Source organism: Nonomuraea sp. NPDC050202 (assembly GCF_040656115.1).
GTDB lineage: Bacteria > Actinomycetota > Actinomycetes > Streptosporangiales > Streptosporangiaceae > Nonomuraea.
Map to the genome: position 1 here is coordinate 33,755 of NZ_JBFALF010000029.1, position 12,767 is coordinate 46,521.

The window sequence follows — 12,767 nt, forward strand, 5'->3', positions numbered from 1 at the left end:
CGTGCAGGCGCTGGGCAGGCCGGACACCCGTTCCCGGGTGGAGGGAATGCGGTCCCGCCTTCAGCGGCTGGCGACCGAGGGGTGGTTGCGACGCGAAGAGGACGGGTTCTCGCGCCGTCGCTTCCGGCGTCAACGGGCATGCGCCGAAGCGGGAGGCTGGTTGATCAGCCGTCCATGATCACGGCCGGGCCGTACCGTGAGGAGGCGGGGTGTCGCCGAGGGTTCGGCTCGGCGACACGAGCGATGATGTCTCCCGCACGCCGACCGCAATCACGATCTCGATCAGCGGGCCGCGCCACCCGGAGGGCCGGTGGGCCGCTGTCGCTGCCCGAGGGCGATCTCGAGCAGGGCGATGGTGGCCCCCGGCGGCCGCGCCACGTTCCCGAGCATCTGCCTGGAGCCCGCCCAGTCAGGCTGCAACAAGCGCCTGCACCAGGCCCTGCCCTGTGTGGGGGGAACTTCCCGCGAGTTCAGCGTGCTCGAACGCGGCAATCTGCCGTGTTTCGTCGTTCTGGGGGTGTGCCAGGGTCAGTGCCGCCGGGACCGCAGCCTGTCCAGGAAGCGCCGGGCCTTCTGCTGATTACGCGGGTCGCGGGCCGCGCGCTTGGCCTTCTCGACGGTCTGTCTGCCTTTGGGGCTGCGCAGGTACGCGCGTACTCGATCCATGAGTGTGGTCATGCGACCCTCCCTACCCTTGTCGCCGTACGCGAAGCGCTGCGGCCCCTACGCGTCTCGCCGGCGGCTCGCAACGTGTCCGGCGGGACGGGTCCGGCATACCTTGATCAGTACTGCCAGATGGCGTTGCGACGGTGCCGTGCGGGGTGGACTTCGAGATCATCGATGGCTTCGACGGCGGGAGGACCATCGGTTGTGGCGTTGACCCTCTGACGGATGGCTTCGAGCCTGAGACGCAGGCGCCGGCGTGCCTGGCGCTCCTCGATGTCGGCCCACTCCGATACGGACTGGTCGCGCGGATCGGACCTGGCCCAGGAGTAGACGTCGACCCTGCGGCGGAGGGACATCGGGCGTGGCCGGTGACCGGCCCGCCCGGCCTGTCGCAGGCATGCGGCACTGTAACGGAGATCGACTATCGTCACCGATCGCCAGGGGGTGCCCCCGTCGAGACTCGGGCGATCGATGTGATGGGCAGTGCGGGACATGAGGCTCCCCAGGTAGCACCGCCAGGTATTTCCCGGCGCACTACTGGAAGCCGGCCGGTCCCGTTGATCGCTGTTGAGCCATGGCCGCACCATGGCATTGCGGGCCGGACGGGGGCTCGATGCCGTGAGAGGCGCTTGCCGCTGAACCCGGCGGCCGGTGGCGGCCGGGGTGACGAACCGGCAGGTGGCCAGGGGAGCCGGTGCTGAACGTCAAGATGATCGAACATCACCTGGGGAACGCGGTACGCCAGGCTGGAGGGCAGCTCACGGGTGGTGCCGGCCGCCGGGACCCGCGCCCCGATGGACTGAGCAGCGCCCGCGCGCCCTCCGGCGAGGGCCGGGCTGGACGGATTTTCCGGCTTTGACTGGACGCCATCACCATATGTCCAGCCGCGTGCTGACATTTCGGAAATGTATGGACCATGGAGACGTGAATCTCAACGGTCGTACCTTCGTGATGGTGAGCTCGACGGCGAGCGCGGTGAACCCCGACAGTCCCACCCGGTTCCAGTACTGGGAGGCCGACGAGGTCGTGTGGGGCGAGTACACCGGCGACACGGTGACCCACGGGCGCTTCGTCGGCACGCGCGACGGCGACCGGGTGTCGATCGCGTACGCGCACGCGCTGAAGGCCGGCGGCAAGGCGGGCGGGCAGAGCAGCAGCCGCATCGAGACCGGCGACGACGGGCTGCTGCGCCTGGTGGAGGAGTTCAGCTTCGACGGGGACGACACGCTGCACGTGAGCGTGTGCACCGAGGTCGCCTGAGCCCTCGCGGCGGGTTCAGTCGTCCTTGCGCAGGGCGGCCCGGCCCTCGGCGGCGCCGACGAAGCGCATCTTGCCGAGCGGCACGTCGCCCTGCGCCTCCTGGGCGGGCCGCCGCTGCTGCCGGGGCCGGTCCCGATCGCTCGGCAGCACGTACGGCCGCCTGAGCACCTCGTCCAGGATGAACACGGTCTCGGTCGCCTTGACCGCCGGGATGTTGGCCAGCCGGTCGGTCACCATGGTGTGCACGGCGGCCACGTCGGAGACCCGCACCTGGATCATTGCGTCGTGCTGCCCGGTGGTGATCGCGCAGTATTCCACCTCCGGCATCCTGGCCAGTTCCGCCCGGAACTGCTTCCACATCTGCTGGCGCACGGTCACGAAGATCAGCGCTGTGATGCCGAGCCCCGCCCTGACGTGGTCGATCTCCGCCGTGAACCGTTTGATCGCGCCGTCGGCGCGCAGCGCCTCGAAGCGGGTGTAGGCGTTCGCCCGGGAGATGCCCACCCGCTCGGCCAGCGCCGCGACGGAGATCCTGCCGTTCTCGCGCAGGACCTCAAGGATCTTCAGGTGGATGTCGTCCAGTTCGAGACCGATGCCGATCCGTCCAGGCTGACCGCCACCGCTGACACCATTTCTGGAAATTTCACTCATCATTACCTCATCCACCTTTATATACGTCTAGCTGACCGCACAGTCCCTGGACGATCTGCCGCACAATCCTCGACATCCTTCTGCTGAACGTCCAATTTTGGAGGACTCTCATGGCGACCCGCTCGCAGACGGCGGCCGTGCTGCTCGCCGGTGCACTCGCCCTGGCCGCCTGCGGCGGCGGCGGCACCTCACAGACCCCCGCGGCCTCCGGTGGCGGCGGGAAGACCCTCGTCATCGACACGTCCTTCGACCTCAAGACCGCCGACCCCGGCCGCACGTACGAGCCCACGGGGCTCATCGTCGGCAAGGCGGTGTACGAGACGCTGCTCACGTTCGACGGCGCCGACGTGACCAAGCCGGTGCCGGCGCTGGCCGAGTCGTACGAGCTGTCGGAGGACGGCAAGACGCTGACCCTCAAGCTCAAGCAGGGCGCGACGTTCGCCGACGGCTCGCCGGTGACGGCCGACGACGTGGTGTTCTCGCTGACGCGCGTGCGCGACATGAAGGGCACGCCGTCGTTCCTGCTGGACGGCGTCGAGGTGACCAAGACCGACGACACGACGATCACGCTGACGTCGAAGGCGGCCAACCCGGCGCTGCCGTTCATCCTGCCGAACCCGGCGCTGGGCATCCTCAACAGCAAGGTCGCCAAGCAGAACGGCGCGACCGCCGACGCCCAGGACAAGGCCGAGCAGTACCTGAACGCGAACTCCGCCGGCTCCGGGCCGTACACCATCGAGTCGTTCAACGTGAGCAGCCAGGTCACGCTCAAGGCGAACCCGAAGTACTACGGGACCAAGCCCGCCTACGACAAGGTCGTCATCCGCAACGTCGAGGCCGCCACCCAGAAGCTGAACGTCCAGCGCGGCGACAGCCAGGTGGCGCTGAACCTGTCGGGCGACCAGGTCACCGGCATGCCCGCGACCCTGCAGGTCAAGAAGACCGCCTCGGCGAACGTCATCTTCCTGCTGGCCAACCAGGACTCCGCGATCAGCAAGACCACGCCGAACGCCAAGTTCGTCGAGGCCGTGCGCAAGGGCGTGGACTACGCGGGGCTGCTGGAGCTGGCCGGCGAGGGCTCGACCCAGGCGCCGGGCGTGATCCCGTCCCAGATCCTCGGCGCGCTGCCCGCCGACCAGGGGGCCAAGCGGGACGTCGAGGGCGCCAAGGCGGCGCTGGCCGCCAGCGGGCTGTCCAACCCGACCGTGAAGCTGGAGTACCCGAGCGAGCTGACCGTGAACGGGCTGTCGTTCCAGCCGCTGGCCGAGCGTATCCAGGCCAACCTCAAGGAGGTCGGCATCACGGTGGACCTGCAGCCCGCGCCGGTCACGACGGCGCTGGACAACTACCGCAACGGCAAGGAGGAGATGGGCCTGTGGTACTGGGGCCCCGACTACCCGGACCCCAGCGACTACCTGGCCTTCCTGCCCGGTAAGACGGTGGGGCTGCGGGCCGGCTGGAAGGCCGGGGCGGCCAAGGAGATCGAGGCCGCCGGCGACAAGGCGGCCACGACGATCGGCGACGAGGCGCGCAAGACGGCCTACGCCGACGTGCAGACCCGGCTCAACGCCTCCGGGCCGTTCATCCCGCTGATCCAGCCCAGCCAGAACATCGTGACCGCGGCCTCCGTGACCGGCCTGGACTACCACCCGGTGTGGACGGTCGACGTCGCCGACCTCGGCGTGAAGTAGGGGCCGGCACGTGTCCTCCCCCAAAGCCGGGCCCAGGGAACGGCGGCGAGGGGCGCATCCGCTGGCGCGCTTCCTCGTCCGCCGCGTCCTGCTGGCCGTCCTGATGGCCTGGGGCATCACGCTGGTGACGTTCGTCCTGACGAACCTCGTCCCCGGCGACCCGGTCGCCGCCAACCTCGGGCAGCGGGCACTGGGCGATCCGGCCATCGTCGCCCAGTGGCGGGCCGAGCACGGCCTGGACAAGCCGCTCTGGCAGCAGTACCTGATCCACCTGCAGGGCCTGGTCCAGGGCGACCTGGGCACGAGCCAGCAGAGCCACCGCCCGGTCAGCCAGGACCTGGCCGAGTTCGTGCCGGCGACGCTGGAGCTGGCGGGCGCGGCGATCCTGGTCTCGCTGGTGCTGGGCGTGGCGTTCGGCGTCGTGGCCGCGCTGCGCCGCGACCGCCTCTCCGACCACGCGCTGCGGGTGCTGAGCCTGATCGGCATCTCGGTGCCCACGTTCTGGCTGGCGCTGGTCGCGTTCTACGTGTTCTTCTACCGCCTGCAGATCACCCCGGGCAGCGGCCGGGTGGACGCCGCCCTCGGCGGCGCCCCCGCCGTCACCGGGCTGCAGACGGTGGACGCCGTGCTGGCCGGCCGCTGGGACATCTTCTCCTCGGCCGTCGGCCACCTCGTCACGCCCGCGCTGGTGCTGGCGCTCTACACGATCGGCCTGCTGACCCGCTTCACCCGCTCGGCGGTGCTGGAGGTGCTCGGGCAGGACTACGTGCGCGCCGCCCGGGCCAAGGGCCTGCCCGGCCGGGTCATCCTCTTCCGGTACGTGCTGCGCTCGGCGCTGGTGCCCATCATCACCGTGGCGGGCCTGGCCTTCGGCAGCCTGCTGTCGGGCACCGTCCTGGTCGAGGCGATCTTCGCCTGGCCCGGCATCGGCCAGTACGCCTACAAGAGCGCCACCACCCTCGACCTGCCCGCCGTCATGGGCGTCGGCCTGGTGGTGGGCATCGTCTACCTCGTCATCAACCTGGTCGTGGACGTCCTGTACGGCGTCATCGACCCCCGAGTGAGGCTCCAATGAGACGGCGCGACCCCCTGACCCGCGTCAGGGAAGGCAGGGGCCTGCTGCGGCGGCTGCCCGAGGCGTGGCGGCAGCCGCTGGCCGTCGCCGGCGCCGTGCTCGCGCTGCTGTGGCTGGTCGTGGCGCTGGCAGCGCCCTGGCTCGCCCCGCACGACCCGCTCGCGCAGGAGCTGCCCCGGCTCGCGCCGCCCGGTCCCGGCCACTGGTTCGGCACCGACCAGCTCGGCCGCGACATCCTGAGCCGCGTCATGTACGGGGCTCGGGTGTCGATCCCGCTGACGCTGCTGCTGGTGGCCCTGTCGGTGCTGATCGGCGGCCTGCTCGGCGCGTGCGCCGGGTACTTCGGCCGCTGGGTGGACGAGACCATCATGCGGGTGGCGGACCTGGTGTTCGCGTTCCCGACCGTGATCCTGGCCATGGTGGTGGCCGCCGCGCTGGGCGCGAGCCTGACCAACGCGGTGCTGGCCGTGCTGGTGGTGGCCTGGCCCGCCTACGCCCGCGTCACGCGCGGGCTGGTGCTGGGGGTGCGCGAGCGGGAGTTCGTGCTGAGCGGGCGGCTGCTGGGCTTCTCCGTGTGGCGCTCGCTCCGCGTGGACGTGCTGCCGAACATCACCGGCCCGGTCCTGGTGCTGGCCACGCTCGACATCGGCACCGCGCTGCTGCTGCTGTCCGGGCTGTCGTTCCTGGGCCTGGGGGCCAAGCCGCCCTCCCCCGAGTGGGGGGCGATGGTGGCCTCGGGCGTGGAGGTCTTCGACAGCTGGTGGGTGGCGACGTTCCCGGGGCTGGCCATCCTGACCGTCGTGCTGGCGTTCAACTTCCTGGGGGACACGCTGCGCGACGCCCTCGACCCCCGTACGGCCCGCGCGATCAAGGAGCGTGCCCTTTGACGCTGGACATCACCGATCTGCGGGTCTCGATCGGCGACAAGGAGATCCTGCGCGGCGTGGACCTGCGGCTGCAGGCCGGACGCGTGCACGGGCTGGCAGGGGAGAGCGGGTCGGGCAAGACGATGACCGGCCTGGCCGCGCTCGGGCTGCTGCCGCACGGAGCCCGGGTGACCGGCTCGATCCGGCTCGGCGAGCGCGAGCTGCTGACGCTGCCGCCGAAGGAGCTGAACCGGGTGCGCGGCGGCCAGATCGCCATGGTCTTCCAGGACCCGGCGACCAGCCTGCACCCGATGCTCACCATCGGCAGGCAGCTCACCGAGCACATGCGCCACCACCTCGGGCTGGGCAAGGCCGAGGCGAAGGCGCGGGCCGTGGAACTGCTGGGCAAGGTCCGCATCCCGGGGCCGGAGGAGGCGTACGGGCGCTTCCCGCACCAGTTCTCCGGCGGCATGCGGCAGCGGATCGCGATCGCCATCGCGCTGGCCTGCTCGCCGAAGGTGCTCATCGCCGACGAGCCCACGACGGCGCTGGACGTGACCGTGCAGGCCGGCGTGCTGCGGCTGCTGCGCGGCCTGTGCGACGAGCTGGGGCTCGCGGTGCTGCTGGTCACGCACGACCTGGGCGTCATGTCGGCGGTGGCCGACGAGGTGAGCGTGATGAAGGACGGCCTGGTGGTGGAGTCGGGGCCGCGCGGCCGGGTGCTGCGCGAGCCGGAGCACGCCTACACGCGCGCCCTGCTGGACTCCCTGCCCGATGCCGGGCCTGCCCCCGAACCTTCCTCTGGGCGCGATGCGGAGATGCCATGACCAGCCTGCTGACCATCGACGACCTGGTCGTCGAGCACCGCTCCCCGGGGCGTCCCGTCGTGCGGGCCGTGGCCGGGGCCAGCCTGAGCGTGCGGCCCGGAGAGGTCGTCGGGCTCGTGGGCGAGTCCGGGTGCGGCAAGTCGACGCTGGCCCGCGCGGTCTGCGGGCTGAACCCGATCACCGCGGGCTCGATCGACTTCGACGGGCAGCCGGTCACGCCGCTGGGACTGCGCCGCCGCAAGCTCACCGGGATCCAGATGGTGTTCCAGGATCCGTACGCGTCGCTGAACCCGCGCAGGCGCGTGGGCGACCAGATCGCCGACGGTCTGCGCACCGCCCACGACACCGCCGCGTCCCCTGCCGACCTGCTGGAACGCGTCGGCCTGCCGCGCGACTTCGCCGGGCGGCACCCGCACGAGTTCTCCGGCGGGCAGCGGCAGCGCATCGCCATCGCGCGGGCGCTGGCGGCGCGGCCGCGGCTGCTGATCGGCGACGAGCCGATCTCGGCGCTGGACGCCTCCGCGCAGGCGCAGGTGGCGCGGCTGATGCGGGACCTCGCGGTCGAGTCGGGGGCCGGGCTGCTGTTCATCAGCCACGACCTGTCGGTGGTGCGGCTGATCGCGGACCGGATCGCGGTCATGTACCTCGGCAAGATCGTCGAAGTCGGCGAAACGGCGGAGGTGTGGGCGAACCCCCGGCATCCGTACACCAGGGCGCTGCTGGCGGCCATCCCGCAGCCGGACGGGCTGGGCGTGCTGCCGGCGGAGCTGCCCGGCGACGTGCCCGACCCGGCCAGCCCGCCGCCCGGATGCCGGTTCAGCCCGCGCTGCCCCCTGGTGATGGACGTGTGCCGCGACAAGGAGCCGGACTTCGGGCCGGTCGCCTGCTGGCTGCACGAGCCGAAGTGACACCGGGGCCGCCCGCCGCGCCCGACCCCGTGATCACGCCCGAGGCGGTGGTGGCGGCGCGGGTCGCGAGGGCGCGGCGGGCCATGGCGGAGGCCGGGATCGACGCGCTCGTGTTGCGGCCGTCGCCCGACTTCCGCTTCCTCGGCGGCGGGCAAGGGCCGTTCCTCGTCGTGACGCAGGAGGCGATGGCCGAGACCGGGGACCCGGCCGCGCTGGTGCCGCGGGGGGCGCGCCGGGTCGGGGTGGACCCGGAGATGCGGGTGCGCGAGCTGTTCGGGCTGGCGATCGAGGCCGAACTGGTCCCCGCCACCCCCGTGCTCGCGCCGCTCCGCCTGCGCAAGGAGCCGTACGAGATCGAGGCTCTGCGGCGCGCCGTGGCGGCGGCGGAAAGCGTGCTGGAGCGGGTACGGGAGCTGGCCTGGTTCGGGGAGACCGAGCGGGCGATGGCCGCGCGGCTGCGCACGCTGCTGCTGGAGTCCGGGTGCGAGGAGCCGCTGTCGCTGCGGGTGGCCGCCGGCGAGCACACGGCGCGGCCCGCGCACACGCCCGCGCAACGCGTGATCAACCCCGGGGACGCGCTGGGCGTGTCGGTGTGCGGCCGCTGGGACGGCTACTGCGCGGAGGCGGCCCGGGTCTTCGTGGTGGCCGAGCCGCCGGAGGACTTCGAGGCGATGTACTCGGTGGTGCTCGCCGCCCACCGGGCGGGCCTGGCGGCGCTGCGGCCCGGCGTCCCGGCCGGCGAGGTCGCCCGCGCGGTGGCCGAGGTGATCGACGGCAGCGGGTACGGGCGGTTCGCGGCGCCGCACGCCGGCCGGGGCGTCGGCCTCGGGCCCGACGAGGGGCCGTTGCCGGGCGAGGACACGGTCCTGGAGCCGGGGATGACGTTCTGCCTGGAGCCGGCCATCCATGTGCCGGACCTGTTCGGGGCCAGGGTGGCGGACGTGGTGCTCTGCACGGAGGACGGCGCGCTGCCGCTCGGCACGACCCCGCACACGCTGCACATCCTCGACCGTTAGCGCCGCAGATCAGCACGTGGGTGCACGGTCGCCGACGGGATGGCAGGTCGGCGTCGGGCGGTGGCCGGCCGGCTCGGTGGGCTGCGGCTCCGGTACCGCGCCGAGGGGACTCGGGCCCTGCCCAGGGGACGACGGATCGGTGCGAGGGGAGTCGGAGGCGCCGCGCGTGACCGTTGGCACAGGCGCAGGGGTGGGCTCGCCGGCCGGCGTCGGCATCGTTGTGACGACCGCGGTCACGGTCTGCGCCGGAGTGAGCGTCGGAGTGAGGACCGGGGTGGCCGCCGGGCTCGGGGACAGGCTCATCGACGGGGTGGCCGGCGTCCGGATCGGGCGAGCGGGGACGTCGGGCACGGAGCCCTCGTCCTTGTCGGCTGCCGGCTTGGTTCGCGCAGTCTTGCGTGCGGGCTCGCCGGTGAGCTGCTCGGCCACGGTCCGGTCGGCCACGGTCTGGTACGTCAGGATGCCGCCCATGCTGATGGCGAACACCAGCCCGGTGGCGGTGGCCACCCTGGCCCACGGCAGCTTCCTGCGCGGCACCTCCTCGATCGCTGCGACCAGGGTGGACGATCCGCCGCCCCCCGCCTTCGCGGCGGCGTGCCCGCGCTGGGCATTCACCGTGTGCTGCTTGACCTTCTCACCGGTGCGTTCGAGGTAGTGCGCGTACACGGCGGTGCCCACCGTGGTGCCGACGCTGACCAGCGCCGCGCCGATCACGGTGCCGGCCACCCCCAGATAGGAGGCGGCGACCGCGGCGGTCGCCGCAGCCAGCGCGCTGCCCGCGATCTGCGGTCCGGTCAACTCGAACTTCCGCTGCACGTCGCCCATCGCGGCGCAGTCCCCTTCTTGATCATGTATTCGGTGAGAAAAGCCTTGCCTGGACACAGCCGGACAACGGACCACAACGGCGCCGGCCATCACGGGCACGAGCTTCGGCGGCGGGAGAACACTCTGGCTCGACGATCGTCGCCCCCGCGCGTGACCTTGGCCCCCCGAGTGCCGGCACGCCCGATGGGCGCCGGCGCTCGCTCGCCCGACGTGACCGGACGAACCGGCCGCCCTCGCCACCGGCCACCCGCGCGTGGCGAGGGCCGCTACCGCCCTACCGGCTGTGCGACCACCAGCGTCGCTCGACGGCGTCCCACGCGAGAAGCCAGCGCTGCCGCGCCTCCGTGGTCAGGTCACGCATGCCGGCGACGGCGCCATGCGGATGACTGCGCAGGAACGAGCGCAGCTCCGCGCCCGCGAGGCAGAGCAGAGCCAGCAGGAGAGTGATTTCCAGGGCCGAGACGGCCGCGATTCCGAGGACGATTGCCGTGATCACTGGGACGACTCCAGCCGCCCATTAGGCGGCGTTATTGATGGGTTCAGCGGGCATCGAGGGGTTGGTAGGGATGAGTCTAGGTTCGTCACCGCCGCTCACCCGGCCGGCTCACCGCCGAATGGGCAGATCTTTGCCCTCCCGCGCACCACCTTTGGCGGCGGGCGGGTTTGCCGTGATGACCTGCGTGCTCACTTCACTCGCCCTCGGCTCCGCCCGGCGGCGACGCGAAGAGCGCTGATCTTGTGGATGAGGGCGATCTCTGCCCGGCTCGCACCACACCGCACGGCCGGACACTTGTCCGTACGGACCCTGGACCTGCGCCCGGGGCGGGAGGCACCAGCTGCATGACACGCGCCACGGGCACGGACCCGGAAGCGGCCACCCAGCGATGAGATCGAAACCATCCTAACGGAGCCCCAGGTGAGCGGCCTACCGGCCCCATGCCCGGCGTCGGTGGCTTCTGTGATCTCAGGGGGTGGCGCGCAGCCCCGCATGCACCCGGGGGATGAGGGCCGTTTCCCTCCTCTGCGTGGGGGCAGGGGCTGTGGCTAGCCAGGCTGCTGTTCTGAATCTCAAGCGGTCGTCGCTGCCTCGCTGCCGCGCTGATCGCGCCAAGGAAGGGACCATGATGTCCAAGGCGCCGTCAGTCGTCTTGCTGGCCATGCCCGAGCCTGCGTACGTTGTCCCGTCACCCGGAAGGCCGCCCGCCGTCGAGGTGCCGCCGGGAACGGGCATGCGGCGCATCAGAGTGGTGGCTCCTGCGGCCGGCAGGCGTCCGCTCCTCATGACCGGCGACCAGGCGGTATGAGTGGTGAGCAGGATCCACGGGCCGCCGCCGGAATGCCGGGACCCGCTGCTGACCTGGACGCTGGACGCAGCCGATCCCGATGGCTGGGCTGCCGGCGATCCGAGCGCGTTGCGCCAAGGCGTGAGCGCTCACGCCGCCCGGCAGGGACTGTCGCAGGCCAGGTGCGAGGACCTCGAACTGGCCGTGCACGAAGGCGTGGCCAACGTCTTCGACCACGGCGGCGGGTCCGGGCGGGTGCGGCTGTGGCGGGCCCAGGGCCTGTTGTGCTGCGAGATCAGCGATCACGGACCCGGGATCCCGGCCCGCTGCCGGCAGGCGTCGATGCCTGCCCGCGACCGCGATGACGGCCGCGGGCTGTGGCTGATGGCCCGGCTCAGCGACTCGCTCACGGTGGCCACGGGCCCGGCCGGCACCACCGTGATCATCGTTGTCCGTCTGCCCGACTGATCCCCCTGTATCCCGGAGCTCGGGGGTTTCGCGGTTGGTCGGGTGACGCCGGCGGGGTGGACGTGCGGGTATCAGAAGCGGCCGTGGGGAGCGCGCAGTTCCTCGCCCACCCGGCGCGGCATCACCGGAAGTCGTCGGCATGGTCGCGGGCCCACTGCGCGAAGGTACGCCCGCGGCGGCCGGTCACCTTCTCCACGTCCGGCGAGACAGGCACCTCGGCGTCGTTCAGGTGGTCGCCCAGTTGCAGGAACCACTCGATCACCTCGGGCGGGTAGGCGTCCCGCCATTCCTCGCGAGCCTGTTCCGGGGTCAGCTCGATGAAGCGGACCTCCCGCCCGATCGCCTCCCCGATGAGACGCACCGCATCCGCCCGCCGTACGGGCTCGGGCCCGGTGGGCCAGTAGGTGCGGCCGGCATGGCCGTCCTCCAGCAGCGCAGCCGTCAGGACCGCGGCGATGTCCGCCTCGTGCACCATGGCGTTGGTCCAGCCGCCGAACGGCGCCCGCACCACGTTCCCGGCCTTGATGGAGGGCGCCCAATCCAGGGTGTTGGCCATGAACTCGCCCGGGAACACGTGGGTCCATTCCAGGCTGGAGCCCTCGATGAAGCGGTGCAGCGCCCGGTGGTCGGCCTCCATCGGGTCGTCGTCGGAGGCGCTGGGATCGTTGTGGCCGAGATGGGTGAGCCGCCGCACCCCTGCGCGCTCGGCCAGCTCGATGATCTCCGCGCCGGTCGTGAGCGGCCCCTGGCCCTCGACGGCCACCAGGTGCATGCGCTCGACCCCGCGCAAGGCGGCGACGAGGCTCGCGGGGTCGCCGAAGTCACCGCGTACGAGCTCGACCTCCGGCGGCAGCGCTGTTTTCTCCGGAGAGCGGGTCAGCGCCCGCACTTGCCGGCCCGCCTCCAGGAGGTGCTGGACGAGGCTGCGCCCGACCGTTCCCGTCGCTCCCGTGACCAGAATCGGCATTGTTGCTCCTTGTGATTCTTCGCGCGCCAACGTGAACCCTGTTCGGGGAATTGGCGTGGAGCGGCCTATTCTTGCTATTCGGCTCGCATTCTGGCAAACGCGAACATGGCGTTCATATTCTTCTTTGACCTGCGGAGACGTGGCGGCCTGCGGACGGCGTGCGATGTGATGTGGAATGCCAACAGAGCCTCTGGCCTGGGCTTACCTCACGTGGAGAGAATTACCGGAAATTTCCATGGAATCGGCCGAAGCGGCCGGGGTGTT

Annotated in this window: 14 protein-coding genes; 8 read left to right on the forward strand and 6 right to left on the reverse strand. The window is 71.6% G+C overall.

The window, feature by feature from the left end:
* Nucleotides 1-282: 282 nt before the first annotated feature.
* Together AB0I79_RS46140 and AB0I79_RS46145 are read right to left on the reverse strand one after the other, a co-directional pair.
* A complete protein-coding gene (locus AB0I79_RS46140) occupies nt 283-423 on the reverse strand; it encodes a hypothetical protein (protein ID WP_357887585.1) in 141 nt (46 codons plus the stop codon).
* Nucleotides 424-528: 105 nt separating this feature from the next.
* Nucleotides 529-678, reverse strand: a complete 150-nt coding sequence (locus AB0I79_RS46145; protein ID WP_357887588.1) for a hypothetical protein — start codon at nt 676-678, stop codon at nt 529-531.
* Between the two features lie 912 nt (nt 679-1,590).
* Here AB0I79_RS46145 and AB0I79_RS46150 point away from each other — a divergent pair.
* Complete coding sequence (locus AB0I79_RS46150; RefSeq protein WP_357887591.1) at nt 1,591-1,926, forward strand: hypothetical protein; 336 nt, start codon at nt 1,591-1,593, stop codon at nt 1,924-1,926.
* Between the two features lie 15 nt (nt 1,927-1,941).
* On the opposite strand, the gene AB0I79_RS46155 is transcribed toward AB0I79_RS46150, so the two are convergent.
* Nucleotides 1,942-2,580 (reverse strand): Lrp/AsnC family transcriptional regulator, encoded by a 639-nt coding sequence (locus AB0I79_RS46155; protein WP_357887593.1) that lies wholly within the window; start codon nt 2,578-2,580, stop codon nt 1,942-1,944.
* A gap of 107 nt (nt 2,581-2,687) precedes the next feature.
* On the opposite strand from AB0I79_RS46155, the gene AB0I79_RS46160 reads away from it, so the two are divergent.
* From AB0I79_RS46160 to AB0I79_RS46185, 6 genes are read left to right on the forward strand one after another with little or no spacing between them, the layout of a single operon-like run.
* Nucleotides 2,688-4,268, forward strand: coding sequence for an ABC transporter substrate-binding protein (locus AB0I79_RS46160; RefSeq protein ID WP_357887596.1), 1,581 nt, complete (start codon nt 2,688-2,690; stop codon nt 4,266-4,268).
* A gap of 10 nt (nt 4,269-4,278) precedes the next feature.
* Entirely contained in the window at nt 4,279-5,343 is a 1,065-nt protein-coding gene (locus tag AB0I79_RS46165) for an ABC transporter permease (RefSeq protein ID WP_357887599.1), read from the forward strand.
* Nucleotides 5,340-6,230 (forward strand): ABC transporter permease, encoded by an 891-nt coding sequence (locus AB0I79_RS46170; protein ID WP_357887602.1) that lies wholly within the window; start codon nt 5,340-5,342, stop codon nt 6,228-6,230. The genes AB0I79_RS46165 and AB0I79_RS46170 overlap by 4 nt, the downstream gene beginning before the upstream one ends.
* The gene (locus AB0I79_RS46175) at nt 6,227-7,036 is read left to right on the forward strand and encodes an ABC transporter ATP-binding protein (RefSeq protein ID WP_357887605.1); all 810 of its coding nucleotides are present in this window, start codon (nt 6,227-6,229) and stop codon (nt 7,034-7,036) included. Before AB0I79_RS46170 ends, AB0I79_RS46175 begins: the two co-directional genes overlap by 4 nt.
* On the forward strand, nt 7,033-7,944 hold the full coding sequence (locus AB0I79_RS46180; RefSeq protein ID WP_357887608.1) for an ABC transporter ATP-binding protein: 912 nt from the start codon (nt 7,033-7,035) through the stop codon (nt 7,942-7,944). Before AB0I79_RS46175 ends, AB0I79_RS46180 begins: the two co-directional genes overlap by 4 nt.
* Nucleotides 7,941-8,960, forward strand: coding sequence for a Xaa-Pro peptidase family protein (locus AB0I79_RS46185; RefSeq protein ID WP_357887611.1), 1,020 nt, complete (start codon nt 7,941-7,943; stop codon nt 8,958-8,960). Before AB0I79_RS46180 ends, AB0I79_RS46185 begins: the two co-directional genes overlap by 4 nt.
* A 9-nt stretch (nt 8,961-8,969) precedes the next feature.
* Here AB0I79_RS46185 and AB0I79_RS46190 read toward each other — a convergent pair whose 3' ends face one another.
* Both AB0I79_RS46190 and AB0I79_RS46195 read right to left on the reverse strand, forming a co-directional pair.
* Nucleotides 8,970-9,785 (reverse strand): hypothetical protein, encoded by an 816-nt coding sequence (locus AB0I79_RS46190; RefSeq protein ID WP_357887614.1) that lies wholly within the window; start codon nt 9,783-9,785, stop codon nt 8,970-8,972.
* A 274-nt stretch (nt 9,786-10,059) separates the two neighbouring features.
* Nucleotides 10,060-10,281, reverse strand: a complete 222-nt coding sequence (locus tag AB0I79_RS46195; protein ID WP_357887617.1) for a hypothetical protein — start codon at nt 10,279-10,281, stop codon at nt 10,060-10,062.
* An 811-nt stretch (nt 10,282-11,092) separates the two neighbouring features.
* Between AB0I79_RS46195 and AB0I79_RS46200 the strand changes: the two genes are divergently transcribed.
* Complete coding sequence (locus AB0I79_RS46200; RefSeq protein ID WP_357887620.1) at nt 11,093-11,536, forward strand: ATP-binding protein; 444 nt, start codon at nt 11,093-11,095, stop codon at nt 11,534-11,536.
* Between the two features lie 121 nt (nt 11,537-11,657).
* Here the strand turns inward: AB0I79_RS46200 and AB0I79_RS46205 are convergent, their stop codons facing one another.
* A complete protein-coding gene (locus tag AB0I79_RS46205) occupies nt 11,658-12,503 on the reverse strand; it encodes an NAD(P)H-binding protein (RefSeq protein ID WP_357887623.1) in 846 nt (281 codons plus the stop codon).
* Nucleotides 12,504-12,767: the final 264 nt, after the last annotated feature.

Coding starts and splice junctions, on each gene's coding strand:
- AB0I79_RS46190 (WP_357887614.1), bottom strand. CDS start 9,785: ATGGGCGACGTGCAGCGGAAGTTCGAGTTGACCGGACCGCAGATCGCG.
- AB0I79_RS46155 (WP_357887593.1), bottom strand. CDS start 2,580: ATGATGAGTGAAATTTCCAGAAATGGTGTCAGCGGTGGCGGTCAGCCT.
- AB0I79_RS46145 (WP_357887588.1), bottom strand. CDS start 678: ATGACCACACTCATGGATCGAGTACGCGCGTACCTGCGCAGCCCCAAA.
- AB0I79_RS46170 (WP_357887602.1), top strand. CDS start 5,340: ATGAGACGGCGCGACCCCCTGACCCGCGTCAGGGAAGGCAGGGGCCTG.
- AB0I79_RS46180 (WP_357887608.1), top strand. CDS start 7,033: ATGACCAGCCTGCTGACCATCGACGACCTGGTCGTCGAGCACCGCTCC.
- AB0I79_RS46205 (WP_357887623.1), bottom strand. CDS start 12,503: ATGCCGATTCTGGTCACGGGAGCGACGGGAACGGTCGGGCGCAGCCTC.
- AB0I79_RS46160 (WP_357887596.1), top strand. CDS start 2,688: ATGGCGACCCGCTCGCAGACGGCGGCCGTGCTGCTCGCCGGTGCACTC.